The sequence below is a fragment of the Methylobacterium sp. AMS5 genome, assembly GCF_001542815.1.
Classification (GTDB): domain Bacteria; phylum Pseudomonadota; class Alphaproteobacteria; order Rhizobiales; family Beijerinckiaceae; genus Methylobacterium.
Genome location: NZ_CP006992.1, coordinates 4,895,766 through 4,912,882 on the forward strand (window position 1 = coordinate 4,895,766; position 17,117 = coordinate 4,912,882).

A 17,117-nucleotide genomic window follows, 5' to 3' on the forward strand; every position below is an offset into this window, starting at 1 on the left:
ATCCCTGTAGCAGGGCTCTCGCTAGGGAGCAATCAAGACATAAAGATGTCTTTATGCGTTTAATTCCAGGTTGAACGGGTGGGACTCAAGCCGACTCGTCCCGCAACTGCCGCCGGATGATCTTGCCGCTCGTCGTCATCGGCAGGCTCTCGCGAAACGCGAGCGCGCGCGGCACCTCGTGGGCGGAGAGCCGGGCCTTGGCGAAGGCGAGGATTTCGGCGGCCAGCGCGTCGGAGGGCGAGAAGCCCGCGCGCAGGGTGACGAAGGCCTTCACCGTCTCGGTACGCAGCGGGTCGGGCACGCCGACCGCGGCGGCGAGCGCCACCGCCGGATGGGCGCAGAGGCAGGCCTCGATCTCGGCCGGCCCGATCCGGTAGGCGGCCGAGGTGATGAGATCGTCCTCGCGGCCGACGAAGCGGATATAGCCGTCGGCGTCGCGCCGCGCCTGGTCACCGGTCATCCACCAGCCGTCGCGGAATTTTCGGGCGGTCGCCTCCGGTTGGCGCCAGTAGCCGAGGAACAGCACCGGATCGGGGGCGCGCACGGCGATCTCGCCGGTCTCGTCCGCATCCGCCTCGCTCCCATCCTCGCGCAGGACCGCGACGCGGTGGCCGGGCACCGGCTTGCCCGTGGCGCCGGCCCGCGCCACGCCGATCCGGGCGCTGGAGGCCAGAACGAGGTTGCACTCGGTCTGGCCATAGGCCTCGCCGATGGTGAGGCCGAGGGCGTCACGCGCCCATGCGAAAGTCTCGGCCCCGAGCGCCTCGCCGGCGGAGGCGATGTTGCGTAAGCGCGAGAGGTCGAATGTTTGGCGCGGATCGGCCACCCCGCGCAGCATGCGCAAAGCCGTCGGCGGCAGGAAGGCGTGGGTGACGCGCAGATCCGCCATCAGCCGGAACGCCGCGTCCGGCTCGAACCGCCCGTGGGGCCGGGCCACCACCGGCATGCCGAGGCGCAAGGACGGCATCAGCACGTTGAGCAAGCCCCCGGCCCAGGCCCAGTCGGAGGGCGTCCACATCAGCCCGGTTCCCTCGGGCGGGAAGCCGTGCATCACGCTCCAGCCCGGCAGGTGGCCGAGCAGGACACGGTGGCCGTGCAGCGCCCCCTTGGCGAGGCCGGTCGTGCCGGAGGTGTAGATCATCAGGGCCGGATCGTCCGGCCCGGTCGCCCGCGTCGCGAACCCGTCCGCGGCGCTCTCCAGAACCGCGAAGAAATCCTCCGCCGTCTCCCCTGCCCCATCGACCGAGAGGATCGTGGCGAGATCCGGCAGGTCGGCGCGCAGCCGCTCCAGCTTGGCCAGCCCGGGCGCGTCGGTGACGACGGCGCAGGCGCCGGAATCGGCGAGGCGATGGTGCAGGGCCGCCTCACCGAACAGGCCGGCGAGCGGGAGTGCGATCGCCCCGAGCCGGTAGGCGGCGAAATGGGCCACCACCACCGCCGCCGATTGCGGCAGCAGCACCGCCACCCGGTCGCCCGGCCCGACGCCGCGCGCGGCCAGCGCCGCCGCGAGCCGCAGCGAATCGGAGCGCAGGCGGCCGTAGCTCACCGGCTCGGGCTGGTCGTCCGGGCCGAGCACGAGGAGCGCGGTGCGGTCGGGCTCGCTCAGCGCCCAGCGGTCGCAGACATCGGCCGCGATGTTGTAGCGATCCGGGATCTCCCAGCGGAAATCCCTGACGAGCGTCTCGTAGCGATCGGCCCGCTCCGGCACGGCCATGTCCTCGACCTTGGTCCTCGAACGTGCGGCGGCGCTCGGCCGGTGCCGCCTCGACCCCCCGGGGCGCGCCGCATCCGGGCGCGTCCGGGTGTCTCTCATCCATCCCCGCGCAAGCCGGGACAATCCGCGTTCCGCACGCCGACGTGCGCGCTCAATCCTGGCGCTGCGGGAAGCCGCCGCGGAAGGCGAAATCGGTGATCGGGCGGCGGCCGTTCGGGCGCTCCTTGCCTCTCTGCTCCTCGCTCAGCTCCGCCCAGGGCGTGGCGCGTCCGACCCCGTAGGCCGCCTCGACCCGGTGGTGCTCGGGAACGTTCAGCACGGTGAGCGCCCGCTCCCGGTCGAAGCCGCCCATGCCGTGGACGTGCCAGCCCTGACGGTTGGCCTGGAGCGCGAAGGCGAGCGAGGCAGCGCCCGCATCGAGCGAGTGGCTGGCGGACGGCTTGAACTCGTCGCCGACCTTCATCCGCTCGCTGGAGACGAGGAAGACGAGGGCGCCGGTGCCCTCGGCCCATTTCTGGTTGCCGGGCACGAGGAGGTCGAAGAACGTCTGCCATTCGGGCGTGCCGCGCAGCCCGTAGAGGAAGCGCCAGGGCTGCGAATTGTAGGAGGAGGGCGACCAGCGCGCCGCCTCGAACATCCGCAGCAACTCGGCCTCCGGTACCGCCTCCCCGGTGAAGACGCGCGGCGACCAGCGCTCGGCGAAGATCGGCTCGATGGCGTGGTCGGGCTCGCGGGTGGTGGGGCGGGAGGTCTCGTCGGTCACCGGGGGCGGTCTCCAGGCTGGCAGGGCTTTGGTGCGGCGCACGGTATGGCACCGCACAAGAGCGGGCTAGAGCGCATTCCGACGAAGTGATCACCGGTTCGCCGCAAGAATGCGCGTCAGAACGCGGACCGAGCGACGCCGGCCTGATGCAAGGGGATCGGATACGGCTCTTGGGGGCGGCATTGCCGCGCTTGTCACGGCGCGCGAAAACAAGGTGGACGACATCGGCGCGACGAGGATGCTCATGGGCGAAACCGGCACGACCCCTCTCCTGCTGCGCGAGGACCGCGACGGCGTCGCCACCCTGACGCTCAACCGGCCGGGCGCCCGCAATGCGCTCTCCTTTGCCCTGCTCGAAGCCCTGCGCGCGACCTTCGCCGACCTTGCGGGTGACGACACGGTGCGGGCCGTGGTGCTGGCGGCGGCGGGCCCCGCCTTCTGTGCCGGTCACGACCTCAAGGAGATGACCGGCGACCGCAGCGAACCCGACCGCGGCGCGAAACGGTTCGAGGCGCTGTTCGCGCTGTGCTCGGACGTGATGATGGCGATCCCCGCCCTGCCCCAGCCGGTGATCGCGGCGGTGGAGGGTGTCGCGACCGCCGCCGGGTGCCAGCTCGTGGCCTCCTGCGATCTGGCCGTGGCCGGGACACAGGCGCGCTTCGCCACGCCGGGCGTGCAGATCGGCCTGTTCTGCTCGACGCCGATGGTGGCGCTCTCGCGCAACCTCTCGCGCAAGGCGGCGATGCGGATGCTGCTGACCGCCGACATGGCGGATGCGGCGGAGGCCCGGCGCCTCGGCCTCGTCAACGATGTGGTGGAGGCGGGCGGCGCTCTGGCCGCCGCGCAGGCGCTCGCCGCAGGGATCGCCGCGCGCAGCCCCGACACGGTGCGGGTCGGCAAGCGGGCCTTCTACGAGCAACTGGCGATGCCGCTGACGCAAGCCTACGCCCATGCCGGCCGGGTGATGACGGAGAACATGCTGGCGCGCGCGGCGGAGGAAGGGATCGAGGCTTTTTTCAACCGGAAACTGTGCTGAACGCGACAGGGCGGGTCTGTGGCGGGGCAGCGCTGGAGTTGTTAAAATCTTTTCCTAATCTGCATTTTTATATTGCCATAGGACTAATTTCGATATTGGTCTCCATTTTATCAGTGTCGGATGATTCGTGTGTCGTCTATCGTGTGTGCCACATGAGATTTTGCACACGGCTCAATGCGATCTCGGTGACACCCAGGGGTTGACGGTGGAAGAAGCGAAGCTACCGATTTTTCAAACAATCAAGGCTTCCGCAGCAGACGTTTGTCGAATTATCGTCGAGCTTCCTCTTCACTGTTTGGCAATGTTGGTCATTGCGGCCCTCAACAGTGTGATGCAGCAGGGCCTGCTCAATCGGATCGCAGAGGATGGATCAACATTCGAGATAAATTTATATGTGATTATATGTTCATTGCCGATATTAATCGTAAGTGCTCCAATATTTGTTGCTTTTCATAGGTTTATTATCGTCGGCGATAAGATGAGCTTCTCGGATATTTGGGGTGGGAGGGTGTTGGTCATAACCTACTGCGTAGTTTCACTGTGCGTTTCAATCGTGAATTGCCTAGGTAGCCTCTTGAGGGATGTTTCAGGTCATCAGCTAGATAGTCCTTATGCATGGATGAGTCTTATTGTTGGTTTAGTTTTTAGCGTATCATTTATTGTATTTACAATAAGGATATCTTTAGTATATCCTGCCATTGCCGTTGATCGAGATGATGTTAGCTTAAGGTGGTCTTTGCGGAATACAAAAGGGATGTTTTGGCGCGTTTCTGCGAATTGTATTATATCAATTTCTATAGTTCTGCCATTCGTAGTTCTGGAGAGGCTGGCTTCGGGTTTCGGCTTCGGAATTTTATCGATTCCAATCCTGACTTTGAGTGTATTCTTCTGGGTGATTATTTATACTGCCAATCTCTCCGAAATTTATCTGTGGCGCAGTAGAAAAGGATTTGTCGATCCTGACGGTTATGTTTGTAAATAAATCAAGCTGCAACGGCTTAGTTGCAGGATTTAATCATGGTGTAGCAAGCATAGCAAAAATAACAGACCTATGAGAAAGGGTTTGCTGGAACTTTCGATATTTCGCGTTTCGACCATCCCGCCTGACTTGTTTGATTGCACCCTCCCCTGCATCACACGTTCTTCTATGCCCTCTCGTCCAAGAAATCGGGTCCAAGAGAGTCGGGGTGACGGCGCTGCGAACCCACGGCTCTGTCATGCATTGTGTCAGGCGGAGAATCGAACGTCCGCCGGCCCCACTGCTGACACGAGATCGCGCGAACCCGCCTCATGCTCCTGCGACGCAACGCTCCCGCGCTCCCCTCGCCTGGCCCCGATGGCAAGAAACCGAACACGAAAAAAATCGTGAGCTGGAACCTGTTGCGCCGCACCGGCGCGGCGGTGGATTGCCTCGTGGCGTTGATCGAGCAGGAGCGGCCGGACTTCCTGCTGATGCAGGAGGCGACGAAGGAGATCGCGGCGCTGACCAAGCGGGTCGGCGGCGTCTATGCCTGGGCGCAGTTGCCCGGCCGCATCCACGGTCCGGCGATGTGGAGCCCGACGCCGTGGCCCAACCCACCCGAGATCGTCACCCTGCCGCCGGGTGTGCTGATCGACCGGGTCTGCCAAGTGCTCGACACCGGCGAGTTCGGCGTCGCCAACGTGCATCTCTCGCACGGGCAGGTGTTGAACCGGCGCCAGTTGCGGCGGATCGAGAGCCATCTGCCGCCGCGCGCGGCGGTGCTGGGCGACTACAACATCGTCGGCCCGGCCCTGCTGCCGGGTTTTCGCGATGTCGGCCCCCGGCGGCCGACCCATGCCATGGTCGATGTGCTGCCGCTGCGGCTCGACCGCTGCCTCGTGCGCGGGCTCGTCTGCCACGAGCGCATGGTCCTACCCCGCGGCCTCTCCGACCATCACCCGATCGTGGTGCACCTCTCGCCCGCGCCGGAGGGGGCCGTCTCGGTCGGCCGGCTCAGAGGTATGGCAGAAGCAGTCGGACGGCTGCGTCGCGCAGGCGTACGGGGAGCGAGCGGGCGTCGAGGTCGGCCAGGCGCAGGGGGGTCTGAAACTTCGTCGCAATGAAGGCTTCGAGCGCCCGGGCCAGCGCCACGTCGTAGACCTCCACGTTCAGCTCGAAGTTCAGGCGGAAACTGCGCGAATCCCAGTTCGCGCTGCCGATGAAGCACCATTGCCCATCGATGGTCATCGCCTTCGAGTGATCGAAGGGCGGCTCGTCGATCCAGACCCGCACGCCGCTCTTCAGGAGCGGATCGATATGGCCGTGCGTCGCCCAATCGACGAAGCGATGGTCGCTCTTGCGCGGGATGGCGATATCGACCGCGATCCCCCGCGCCGCCGCGAGGCTCAGCGCGTTCAGCACGAGTTCGTTGGGCAGGAAATAAGGGGTCGTCAGCCGGATCGACTCCTTCGCGCAGGCGATCGCCTGGAGCACCACGGTCGCGATCTTCTCGATGTCGGCGTCCGGGCCGGAGGTGACGACGCGGGCGATGACCGCGCCGACCGGCGCCAGCCGCGGCAGCCACGCCTCGCCCTCCAACTCCTCGTCGCTGACGAACAGCCAGTCGGCGATGAAGGCCTGGGTCAGGTGCTCGACCACCGGGCCCTCGATCCGGAAATGCGTGTCGCGGATCGGAAAGTCCGGCTTCTCCGAGACCCGGTTGCCGTCGGAGATGTTGACGCCGCCGGTGAAGGCGACCTGCCCATCGACGATCAGCAGCTTCTTGTGCGTGCGCAGGTTCACGAACGGCATCCGCCAGGGCAGGACGGAGTGCATGAACAGGCCGGCCGGCACCCCGAGCCGGCGCAGATGCCGCCACGCGGCGGGGAAGAAGTAGCCGCTGCCGATGCCGTCGAGGATCACGCGCACCTCGGCGCCGCGATCCTGCGCGGCCTTCAACGCCGCGCAGAACGCCCGGCCGGTGGCGTCATCGCGAAAGATGTAGCTCGACAGGGCGACGCTGCGGCGCGCCTCGCCGATCGCCGCCAGCATCGCCGGATAGGCCTCGTCGCCGTTGCGGAGGAGCTCGAACCGGTTGCCCGCCACCGTCGGCAGGCCGGTGACCGCCTGCACCGCCAAGTCGAGGGCGTGGTAGGATTCGGGCACGTGGGCGGAGGGCTGCGGCGTCTCGTCGATGGTCTGCGAGGGGCGCCGCTTCAGCCGGCGGGCGCGCCGCTCCACCCGGTTGATGCCGAAGGTGAGGTAGAGCAGCGTCCCGAAGACCGGTGCCAGCCATGCCAGCCCGATCCAGCCGATCGCCGCGCCCACCACCCGCTTGCGCAGCAGCACGTGGACGCTGACGCCGAATGTGAGCACCAGGCCGATGGCCGCGACGATCTCGGTGCGGAGCGAGGCCGTCGTGCCGAGCCATCGAGTGAGGACTTCTTCCACCGGTCCGCCTGCTGCGCTGTCCTGTCGAGGAGCGGCGCAGGAGATAAGCCAAGCCTGGTGTGACGAACAGGCAGCCCTCCACAAATCGCCGGTGCATGCTAGAACAAAGCTCGAACGGTGGGCGGAGCGGCCGGGGCCGGCACCTGCCTCTTTTCGAAAGCCTTTACCATCTCGCCATCAGATGGTCGGTCACGATCGCAGAGCGTCAGGTTCAAACCGTCGAGCATGTCCGCGAGCGCCGCCCCCCGCGTCTTCACGATTCCCCCCGGTGCGCCGTTCCTGCCGACGCTGGCGGACGCCCTCGTTTCGGGCCGCCTCGTCGGCGCGGTCGGCGGCGATCCCTTCGCGCTCGCCTCGGTGACGCTCTACCTGCCGACGCAGCGCGCGGTGCGCGCACTCTCGACCGTGCTGGCGCAACGCCTCGGCGGAGCGGCCCTGCTGCCGCGGATGATCCCGCTGGGTGAAGCGGACGAGGCGGAACTCGACCTCTCGTCCAACACGCTGCTGGAGACGCCGGAAGACCTGCTCTACCCCTCGATCCCCGCGCTGGAGCGCCGGCTGATCCTGGCCCGGCTCGTCCAGAAATGGGCGGAGACGGTGGACCGCGAACTCCTGCCCATCGACGACGAGGTGCCGTTCCTCGTGCCCTCCTCCCCGGCCGACGCGATGGCGCTCGCCGCCGACCTCGAAGGGCTGATGGACGCCCTCACCGTCGAGGGCCTGCCCTGGAGCGAGATCGCCGCCGCGGTGGAGGCCGAGCATTCCCGCTACTTCCGCCTCACCCTCGACTTCCTGAAGATCGCCGCCGAGCACTGGCCCGACATCCTCGCCGCCCGCTCGCTCGCCGACCCCACCGCCCGCGCCCGCCGCCTCGTGCTCGCCGAGGCCGACCGGCTCTTCCGCGAGCGGCCGGGCGATCCGGTGATCGTGGCGGGCTCCACCGGCTCGGTACCCGCCACCGCCCGGCTGATCGCGGCCGTGGCCCGCCTGCCCCGCGGCGCGGTGGTGCTGCCGGGGCTCGATCTGCACCTCGATGCGGAGGGCTGGGAGGCGATCGACGGCGCCGGCGGCCAGCACGAGGAGATCGCCCACGGCCATCCGCAGGCGATCCTTCGCGCGCTCACCGGACCGAGGGGCTTTGCCGTCGAGCGTCGTGATGTCGAGACGCTGGGGGATCTCTCGCCCGAGGCGGTGGCGCGGGAAAAGCTGCTGTCGCAGGCCCTGCGCCCGGCCGAGACCACCGATGCCTGGGCCGGGCTCGACGCGGCCGAGCGGATCACCCTTGCACGGGAGGGCATGGCGGGCCTCGCGGTGGTCGAGGCGGCGGACGAGCGCGAGGAGGCGCTGGTCGCCGCGCTCGCCCTGCGCGAGACGTTGGAAACGCCCGGCGCCACCGCGGCGCTCGTCACGCCCGACCGAGGGCTGGCGCTGCGCGTTTCGGCCGAACTCGCCCGCTGGGGCATCGCGGCGGAGGATTCGGCGGGCTTGAGTCTGGCGCGCGCGCAGGCCGGGCGCTTCGCTCGGCTGGTCGCCGAACTCGCCGCCGAGGTAGCACCGGCCCGCGTCGTCGCGCTCCTGGCTCACCCTTTCGTCCGGCTCGGGTTGACCCGCAGCGAGGTCGTGCGCGCGGCCGCGGCCCTCGAGATCGGCGGGTTGCGCGGCCCCGCCCCGATTCCGAAGAACAGTTTCGACGGAATGCGCGCGGCGGTGGCGCTGCAACGCAACGCCACCGAGCGGGTGCCGCGCGCCAAGAAGCGCCTGAAGCCGGTCGATTGGGATCTCGCCGAAGACATCCTGGACCGGCTGGAGATCGCGCTCGATGCGTTCCGCACCGACCTGCAGCCCGAGATCGGTAACCTCGTGGCGCTCGCCGCCGGGCATCGCGAGGCCTGCGAGCGGATGATGGGCGGGGCGGAGGAGGGCGACGCGGACGAGACCGACGATCCCTCCCTCGACACGCTCGACGGCCTGTTCGACGATCTCGAATCCGCCGAGCAGGAAGAGCTGCCGGGCCGGTTTTCCGATTACGCCGCCTTCTTCACCGCGCTCGCCCGCGACCGCACCGTCGCCTGCGCGCAGCGGAACGCGCATCCGCGCCTGCGCATCCTCGGGCCGCTCGAAGCGCGCCTGCTCTCCGTCGATCGCATCGTGCTGGGCGGGCTCGACGAGGCGGTCTGGCCGGTGCGCCAGACCACCGATGCCTTCCTCAACCGGCCGATGCGCGGGGACGTGGGCCTGAGTCCGCCCGAGCGGCGGATCGGACAGGCCGCCCACGACTTCGTGCAGGGCCTGGGCACCCATGACGCCGTGGTCACCCGCGCGGCCAAGCGCGAGGGCTCGCCGACCGTGCCGTCGCGCTTCCTCCAGCGCCTGCGCGCCTTCGGCGGCGATGCGGTCTGGGCCGGCGCCATCGCCCGCGGCCAGCGCCTGCGCGGGCTCGCCGCGCGGCTCGATCGCGGCCGGGAGGCGCCGCCGCCGCGCCTCAAGCGCCCCGCGCCCAAGCCCGACCCGGCTCTGTTCCCGGAGCGCCTCAGCGTCACCGAGATCGAGACGCTGGTGCGCGATCCCTACTCGATCTACGCCCGGCATATCCTGGGCTTGGAGGCGCTGGAGCCGATCGCCGTGGTGCCGGGCGCGGCCGAGCGCGGCAGCCTGATCCACAAGGTCCTCGGCGATTTTTCCGCAGCCCATCCCGGTCCATTGCCGGCGGGCGCGGAGACCCTGCTCTACGCCATCGCGCTCGACGCCTTCGGCCCGCTTCAGGACCAGTACCCGGAACTCTACGCCGAGTGGTTTCCCCGCTACGAGCGCATGGCGGTCGCCTTCCTCGAATGGGAGGCGAACCAGCGCCAGGGCTTGCGCACGATCCACGCCGAGCGCTCGGGCAAGGTGACGATTCCCCTGGGCGAGCGAACCTTCACCCTTTCTGCCCGGGCCGACCGGATCGAGGCCCGCGCCGACGGCAGCTACTGCATCGTCGATTTCAAGACCGGCACGCCGCCGAGCAACCGCACCGTCTTTGCCGGCTTCTCGCCCCAGCTCACCCTGGAGGCGGCGATGCTGATGCACGGCGCCTTTGAAGGGCTGAAGGCCGCCGCCCCGCCGGACCTCCTCTACGTCCATGCCTCGGGCGGGCGCGAGCCGTTCCGGCCGATCCCGGTCAAGCCGCCGCCCGGCGATGCGCGGGCGGTGGCGGCGATCGTCGAGGAGCACTGGCAGCGCCTGCGCGGATTGATCGCCCGCTACATGACCGGCGAGGCGGCCTACCTGTCGCGCCCCTATCCGCAATACGAGCGCGCCTACAACGAGTACGATCACCTCGCCCGCGTGCTCGAATGGTCGCTGGGCGGCGAAGGAGAAGCCGCGTGAACGCCCCGCTGACCGGCTTCACCGTCGACGACCTGACCAAGGCGGCCCAGCGCCGGGCCGCGGACCCGCGCCTCTCGGCCTGGGTCTCGGCCAATGCGGGCGCAGGCAAGACCAAGGTGCTCACCGACCGGGTGCTGCGCCTGCTCCTCGACGGCGCGCCGCCCGGCCGCATCCTCTGCCTCACCTTCACCAAGGCGGCGGCCGCCAACATGTCGATCCGCGTGTTCCAGCGCCTCGGGCGCTGGGTGACGCTGGACGACGCGGCGCTGACCGCGGAACTCACCGAACTCACCGGCGTGCGGCCTGCCCGCGACACCCTGCGGCTGGCCCGCCGCCTGTTCGCCCGCGCCGTCGAGACGCCGGGCGGCCTCAAGATCGAGACGCTGCACGCCCTGTGCGAGCGGCTGCTGCACATGTTCCCGTTCGAGGCCAACGTGCCGGCCCGCTTCGTCGTGCTCGACGACAACCAGTCGCGCGAAGCGTTCGAGATCGAGACCGACAACGTGCTCGCCGACGCGATCCTCGGCGGCAACCAGGCGCTCTCCGATGCGCTCGCCGTGGTCGGCGCGGAAGCCTCCGGCGACACCCTGCGCGACGCGATCCGCTCGGCCATGCGGACGCGGGCCCTGTTCTCCGACCACCGTGCCCTGGAGCCGGCACTCGCCCGCCTGCCGCGCGCCCTGGGGCTGCCGGACGGCGCCAGCGTCGAGTCCATCGAGGCGGAGATTCTGAGGGGCAGCAGCCTCGGCGACTGGCGCGAGATCGCGGGCCGGCTGCGCACCGGCAAGGCGACCGACGAGAAGCTCGCCGACGGGCTCGTGGAGGCGCACGCCGCCCTCGAAGCCGGCAAGGCGCTGGCGCCCTACCGCTCGGTCTTCTTCACCGACAAGGACGAGCCGCGTGCGGCCAAATCCTTCGGCACCAAGGCGGTGCCGGAGGACGTGAAGCAGGCGCTGCTCGACGAGCAGGCGCGCCTCGTCCCGCTGTTCGACAGCCTACGCGCCGCCCGCGCGCTCGCCCGGACGCAGGGCCTGTTTTGGCTCGCCGCCGAGATCCACCGTCGGGTCGAGGCGCAGAAGACGCGTCTCGGCGCCCTCGATTTCGACGACCTGATCCACAAGACCCTCGACCTGCTCTCGCGGGTCGGCGCCTCCTGGGTCCTGTACAAGCTCGACCGCGGCGTCGATCACGTCCTCGTGGACGAGGCGCAGGACACCAACCCGCAGCAATGGGAGATCCTGCGCACGCTCACCGCCGAGTTCGCGGCGGGCGAAGGCGCGCGCGGTCTCACCCGCACCCGCTTCGCCGTGGGCGATCCGAAGCAGTCGATCTACAGCTTCCAGGGCGCCGACCCGCGGGAGTTCGAGCTGACCCGCCGCGCCTGGGGCCGGGCGGCGGAAGGGGCCGGGCACGATTTCGCCGATGTCAGCCTCAGGCTCTCGTTCCGCACCGCGAGCCATGTGCTCGCGGCGGTCGATGCGGTGTTCGGCGTGCCGGAGCACTTCGCCGGCCTCTCGTTCGATGCGGGCGCGCCGGGCACGGTCCACGCCTCCGCCCGGGCCGGCGTGCCCGGCGCGGTCGAACTCTGGGGGATCGAGGAACCGGCGGAGGCCGACGAGCCCGATGCCTGGGCCGCCCCCGTCGATGCGCCCGAGCCCAACGCCCCGGCCATCGTCGTCGCCCGCCGCATCGCCCGCGCGGTGAAGGCCTGGACGACGAAGGGCGATGCCTGCGGCCGGATCTGGCGGCCCGGCGACGTGCTGATCCTCGTGCGCAAGCGCTCGGCCGCCTTCGAGGAGGTGATCCGGGCGATGAAGGGGCTCGGCGTGCCGGTGGCGGGCCAGGACCGGCTCGAGGTCGCGGGCCACATCGCCGTGCTCGATCTCGTCGCGGTCGGCCGCGCCGGGCTGCTGCCCGCCGACGACCTCACCCTCGCCACCGCCCTCAAGACGCCGCTCGTTGGGCTGACCGACGACGACCTCACCCGCATCTGCGCCCGCCGCCCCTTCGCCGAGACGCTGGAAGACGCGCTGACCCGCCACGCGGAGACCGGCGACGGGGCGGCGATCCGCGGCCTCGCGGCCCTGCGGCTGTGGATCCGGCTCGCGGCGGAGAACGGCCCGTTCGGCTTCTACGCCGCTCTGCTCGGGCCCCATGGCGGGCGCAGCCGGCTGGTGGCGCGGCTCGGCGGCGAGGCGGGCGACGCCATCGACGTGTTCCTGGCTCAGGCCGCCGACGCCGAGAACGGGGGCGACGCCCCCTGCCTCGACGCCTTCCTCGCCGATTACATCGTTCGGCCCGGCCGCGGCCGAAGCGGCCTCTCGGTCAAGCGCGATCTGGAATCGGGCCGCGATGAGGTGCGGGTGATGACGGTCCACGGCGCCAAGGGCCTGGAGGCCCCGGTCGTCGTCGTCATCGACGGCTGCGAGCCGCTCGGCCGCAACGACCCGCCGCTCCTCGGCCTCGACCCCCCCGCCGACGGCCCGCTGCCGCCCGTCTGGACCGGCGGGCGCATGCAGGATTGCGCGGCGACGCTGGCCGCCCGCTCCGCCCTCCAGGCGCGGGCGCGCGAGGAGCACAACCGCCTGCTCTACGTCGCCATGACCCGGGCCGCCGACCACCTCGTCATCGCGCCCTATCGCGGGGCGACGCGGGAGACGCCGGCCTCGTGGTGCGAGATGGTCCGCCTCGGCCTGGAGCGGGGGCTGGGGGCCGGCGAGGCGGTCGAGACCGAGCACGGGCCGATCACGATCTGGCGCGACGGCTCCGGCGCTTCCCTCGCCCACGCTGCGGAGGACACGGCCTTGCCGGAACCCGAGACGGTGCCGGACTGGCTCTTCTCGGCGGCCGCACCGGAAGCCGAGGCCGCGCCGCCGCTGAGTCCGTCGGGCGCGCTTGGCGCGGCGGACGGTCAGCGCCAGCCCCGGCGCCGTCTCGGTGACGCCGAGGCGCGCCGCCGCGGCGCCCTGGTCCACGCGCTCCTCGAACACCTCCCGAGGATCGAGCCGGCCCGGCGCGGGGAAGCCGCCGACCGTTTCGCCCGCGCCCGCGCACCGGCCCTGGAGGAGGGAAAGCGCAAGGATCTCGTCCGCGCGGTCCTGCGGCTGATCGAGGCGCCCGACCTCGCGCCGCTGTTCTCAGGCCAAGCGCGCGCCGAGGTGGCGCTCTCGGGCCGGATCGTCGTGGATGGGATCGAGCGCGACGTCACCGGCCGCATCGACCGGCTCGTCGTGGAGGACGGCCGGGTGATCCTCTGCGACTTCAAGACCGGCCGCCCGCCCGCGGACGACGCACCCCTGCCGGAGCGCGAGGCGGCTCAGGTCAGCCTCTACGCGCGGCTCGCCGCCGCGATCTGGCCCCAGCACGCGATCGTGGCCCTGCTGGTCTGGACCTCGGGGCCGGTGGTGCGGCGGGTGGAGGAAGCCCTGCCGGACAATGAGCGTTGCCCGATGATCGAGCGCCGGGAGAGCATCGTCCCGAAAGGTGGTGGCCGGCTTTCGGAAAAAAGATGATGCGAAAACAAGAGTCTCAAGCATCGTCCTGGATCAGGTCTCCAGGACGATGGTTGAGCTGCCCATCCCCTCGCCCCGCTTGCGGGGAGAGGGGGAGTCCCTGCGAGATCCTTTACGTCAGCCTCAGCCGCCCTTCTTCGGCGTCAACTTGACGATCTGGCCGTCATCCTCGGTCACCGCGTAGACGGCGCCGTCGGGGCCGACCCGCACGTCGCGGACGCGGTGTTCCAGCGGGATGCGCTCCTCGGTGACGACCTTGTCGCCGTCGAGCTTGAGCGCGACGATCCCGGCGCTGACGAGGCCACCGATGAGAAACTGGTTCTTCCAGGCCGGGAACGCATCCTTATCGTAGAGCGCCATGCCCGAGGGGCCGATCACCGGATCCCAGTAATAGACCGGCTGCACCGTGCCGCCGGCCTGGGTCTGGCCGTCGCCGATTTTCTCGCCGGAATACTCGATGCCGTAGGTGACCACCGGCCAGCCGTAGTTGAGGCCGGGCCGCGGGCGGTTCAGCTCGTCGCCGCCGCGGGGCCCGTGCTCCACGGTCCAGAGCCGGCCCTGGTTGTCCAGGGCGGCCGCTTGGACGTTGCGGTGGCCGTAGGACCAGATCTCGGGCTTGGCCTTTTCGCCGCCGGTGAAGGGGTTGTCCTTCGGGGCGCTGCCGTCGGTGTCGATGCGGAAGACCTTGCCGAGCCCGCTCGTCAGATCCTGCGCCTGCCCGCGGGTCTGCTTGTCGGAGCGCTCGCCCACCGTGACGAACAGCTTGCCGTCCGGCGCGAAGACGAGGCGCGAGCCGAAATGCTTGTCGCCGTCATAGGTCGGCATCTGGCGGAAGATGACCTTGACGTCCTCGAGCTTCGCCTTGCCGTCGCTCTCGACCAGCTTGGCCTTGGCGACCGTGGTGCCGTTGCCCTTGTCGCGCGGCTCGCTGTAGCTGAAGTAGATCGTGCGATCCGCGGCGAAGCTCGGGCTCAGCGCGATGTCGAGAAGACCGCCCTGCCCCTTCGGATCGACCTTCGGCACGCCCGCCACCGGTTGGCCCACCGTGCCGTCCTTGGCGATCAGGCGGATCTTGCCGGCCTTCTCGGTCACGATCATGCGCCCGTCGGGCAGGAACTCCATCGCCCAGGGGCTTTCCAGGCCCTTGGCCACGACGGCGGTCTCGAACTCGGTCTTCTGCGCGGGCTCCGGCGCACGGGTCTGGTTGGGCAGGAGCGGCTTGTACTCGGTGTTCGGCGCCTCCTTCTCGGCGATCGACGTGCCGGCACTCGGCGCGGCCGGCGCCTGGAAGGATTCACCCTCGATGCGGGGGGAGCGCGACTCCTGTCCGGCCGGCTGCTGAGCGAAGGCAGGGGCATCGAGGCCGAGGGCCGCAACGGTGGCGAGCAAGAGGGAAAGGGTGCGCGTCACGTCGATTGATCCTTGTGCGGGTCGCCGATCTTGCTCGCCAAATGGGGCGCAGGCGGCCCACGGCGAGGGTCGGGCCGCGCCAGGAGACGGACTCGCGACGCGGTTCGTCAGATGGCAAGGCGCTGGGCGAGGGCGCCGGCAAGCCGATCGGAGGGGGATTGCGGGGACGAACGCAGGCTTATCCATGTGGGTTCGGCGTGCCAGACCCGCGGCCGGGGCGGGATGCCTTGACCGGGCGGTCGGGCGTCGCCAATTCTCGCCTCACCGTGAGGCGCCGAACCCGCTCTCGGTGCCCTCTGCGCAGGGGCCCTCCATGCACCCGCGTGGGACCCGCGTGTCGAAAGGACCTACGATGGCGACCGTGAAAGTGACCGATGCGAGCTTCGAGCAGGACGTTCTGCAGTCCGCCGAGCCCGTCGTAGTGGATTTTTGGGCGGAGTGGTGCGGCCCCTGCCGGCAGATCGGCCCGGCGCTGGAAGAGATCTCCGCCGATCTCCAGGGCAAGGTGAAAATCGTCAAGGTCAATGTCGATGAGAACCCCGGCATCGCCTCGACCTACGGCATCCGCTCGATTCCGACCCTGATGATCTTCAAGGACGGCAAGCTCGCCAGCCAGAAGGTCGGCGCTGCCCCCAAGGGCGATCTTTCGCGCTGGATCCAGGCGAGCGCCTGACCCGAACCGAATTCGGGCCGAACGACCCGAGACAGCCCGGCCGCGAGGCCGGGCTTTTTTCATGCCTTTTTCGCTCGCGACCGGCCCCGAAACGCAAGAAGCCCGGCCTTGCGGCCGGGCTCCCTGGTTTCGAGACCCTGTTATCGAAGGTTCGGCTTAGTAGCTGCCGAACTTGTAGTTCAGGCCGGCGCGGACGACGGCGAACTCGGTGTCGTTGCGGCGCGAGGGGCCGGAGACGACGACCACGCCCGGGTTGGCCGTGGTGATGACGGCGCCGGCGTTGTTCACCGCGAAGGCGCCGTTGAGGGCACCGCCGCCGCGATCGAGGTTCACGTACAGACCTTCGACCTTCAGCGTGACGGCCGAGGAGCGGAAGAAGTTCAGGAACGAGTCGGTCGGGAGAGCGTACTCGACACCACCACCCGCGGCGTAGCCGGTGCGGAAGTCGTCGGTGGAGCTGTTCGGCAGGCCGAACTGACGGCCGCCGCCGGCGCCGTAGGCGAAGCCGCCGGTGCCGTAGAACAGGACGCGGTCGAAGGCGTAGCCGAGGCGACCGCGGACGGTGCCGAAGAAGTCGAGGCTGGACAGGCCGTTCGGGTTGAACACCTGCTGAGCGGCGACGCCCGGGAAGGCCGGGTTGCTGTTCACGACCGAGAACTGGTTCCGGTTACGGCCGAAATCGACGTACTGAGCGTCGGCCTCGATACCGACGACGACGCCGGAACCCGGGGTGAACTGGTAGTTGTAGCCGATCTGACCACCGCCGACGAAGCCGTCGTTGCGGCTGTTGCCACCGAAGGCGATGACGGCGGTCTGGCCGGGACGCACGAGGCCGGTCAGGCTGTTCACGCCGACGACCGGAGCCGCACCGTTGTCCTCGACGCCGAAGCCGTAGCCGGCGTTGAAACCGGCGTAGAAACCGGTCCAGGTGAACACCGGGATGGGCGTGAAGACCGGCGGCGGAGCAGCGCGGCGCGGCAGGTCGGCGGCGGAGGCCGCCGCGGTCAGCGCCGTGAAGGCGGCGAGAGAGGTGAGAAGCTTTTTCACTTGTTGATCCCCAGCAGAAACCCGATCGCCAACAAGCTAGACCATTTCCCTGGCCTGAGATGTAGCGAACAGGCCACACCTACTGCGCCACAATCGACCCGACGAGCGGTTGCATCCGGTGCGCGGGGAGGCCGAAAGCAGGTTTGCGTCAAATCGGGCAATCGGGGATGCGCCGTTCGAC

11 protein-coding genes are annotated in these 17,117 nt (G+C 69.3%); 6 read left to right on the forward strand and 5 right to left on the reverse strand.

The genetic code is table 11. The annotated features are described in order from the left end of the window. Nucleotides 1-85 precede the first annotated feature (85 nt). Together Y590_RS21870 and Y590_RS21875 are read right to left on the reverse strand one after the other, a co-directional pair. Nucleotides 86-1,708, reverse strand: coding sequence for an AMP-binding protein (locus Y590_RS21870; protein ID WP_060772407.1), 1,623 nt, complete (start codon nucleotides 1,706-1,708; stop codon nucleotides 86-88). 157 nt (nucleotides 1,709-1,865) lie between these two features. Next, nucleotides 1,866-2,477 (reverse strand): nitroreductase family protein, encoded by a 612-nt coding sequence (locus Y590_RS21875; protein ID WP_060771701.1) that lies wholly within the window; start codon nucleotides 2,475-2,477, stop codon nucleotides 1,866-1,868. A 244-nt stretch (nucleotides 2,478-2,721) separates the two neighbouring features. Between Y590_RS21875 and Y590_RS21880 the strand changes: the two genes are divergently transcribed. The 3 genes from Y590_RS21880 (at nucleotide 2,722) to Y590_RS21885 (ending at nucleotide 5,598) form a co-directional block, all read left to right on the forward strand. Then, complete coding sequence (locus Y590_RS21880; RefSeq protein ID WP_060772408.1) at nucleotides 2,722-3,513, forward strand: enoyl-CoA hydratase; 792 nt, start codon at nucleotides 2,722-2,724, stop codon at nucleotides 3,511-3,513. Between the two features lie 205 nt (nucleotides 3,514-3,718). Next, nucleotides 3,719-4,495 (forward strand): hypothetical protein, encoded by a 777-nt coding sequence (locus Y590_RS26680; protein WP_144440036.1) that lies wholly within the window; start codon nucleotides 3,719-3,721, stop codon nucleotides 4,493-4,495. Between the two features lie 308 nt (nucleotides 4,496-4,803). Next, the gene (locus Y590_RS21885) at nucleotides 4,804-5,598 is read left to right on the forward strand and encodes an endonuclease/exonuclease/phosphatase family protein (protein WP_060771702.1); all 795 of its coding nucleotides are present in this window, start codon (nucleotides 4,804-4,806) and stop codon (nucleotides 5,596-5,598) included. Here Y590_RS21885 and Y590_RS21890 read toward each other — a convergent pair. Beyond that, the gene (locus tag Y590_RS21890; RefSeq protein ID WP_060771703.1) at nucleotides 5,489-6,925 is read right to left on the reverse strand and encodes a phospholipase D-like domain-containing protein; all 1,437 of its coding nucleotides are present in this window, start codon (nucleotides 6,923-6,925) and stop codon (nucleotides 5,489-5,491) included. The genes Y590_RS21885 and Y590_RS21890 overlap by 110 nt on opposite strands. A 225-nt stretch (nucleotides 6,926-7,150) precedes the next feature. Between Y590_RS21890 and addB the strand changes: the two genes are divergently transcribed. Together addB and addA are read left to right on the forward strand one after the other, a co-directional pair. Further along, nucleotides 7,151-10,294 carry a double-strand break repair protein AddB gene (gene addB / locus Y590_RS21895; RefSeq protein ID WP_060771704.1) on the forward strand — a complete coding sequence of 1,048 codons (3,144 nt, stop codon included), beginning with the start codon at nucleotides 7,151-7,153 and terminating at the stop codon, nucleotides 10,292-10,294. Beyond that, complete coding sequence (addA, locus tag Y590_RS21900) at nucleotides 10,291-13,806, forward strand: double-strand break repair helicase AddA (RefSeq protein WP_286161802.1); 3,516 nt, start codon at nucleotides 10,291-10,293, stop codon at nucleotides 13,804-13,806. Before addB ends, addA begins: the two co-directional genes overlap by 4 nt. 123 nt (nucleotides 13,807-13,929) lie before the next feature. Here the strand turns inward: addA and Y590_RS21905 are convergent, their stop codons facing one another. Next, complete coding sequence (locus Y590_RS21905) at nucleotides 13,930-15,216, reverse strand: PQQ-dependent sugar dehydrogenase (RefSeq protein ID WP_060771705.1); 1,287 nt, start codon at nucleotides 15,214-15,216, stop codon at nucleotides 13,930-13,932. 352 nt (nucleotides 15,217-15,568) lie between these two features. Between Y590_RS21905 and trxA the strand changes: the two genes are divergently transcribed. Further along, the gene (trxA, locus tag Y590_RS21910; protein ID WP_003603560.1) at nucleotides 15,569-15,889 is read left to right on the forward strand and encodes a thioredoxin; all 321 of its coding nucleotides are present in this window, start codon (nucleotides 15,569-15,571) and stop codon (nucleotides 15,887-15,889) included. A gap of 156 nt (nucleotides 15,890-16,045) precedes the next feature. Here trxA and Y590_RS21915 read toward each other — a convergent pair whose 3' ends face one another. Continuing rightward, nucleotides 16,046-16,936 carry an outer membrane protein gene (locus tag Y590_RS21915; protein ID WP_060771706.1) on the reverse strand — a complete coding sequence of 297 codons (891 nt, stop codon included), beginning with the start codon at nucleotides 16,934-16,936 and terminating at the stop codon, nucleotides 16,046-16,048. Nucleotides 16,937-17,117: the final 181 nt, after the last annotated feature.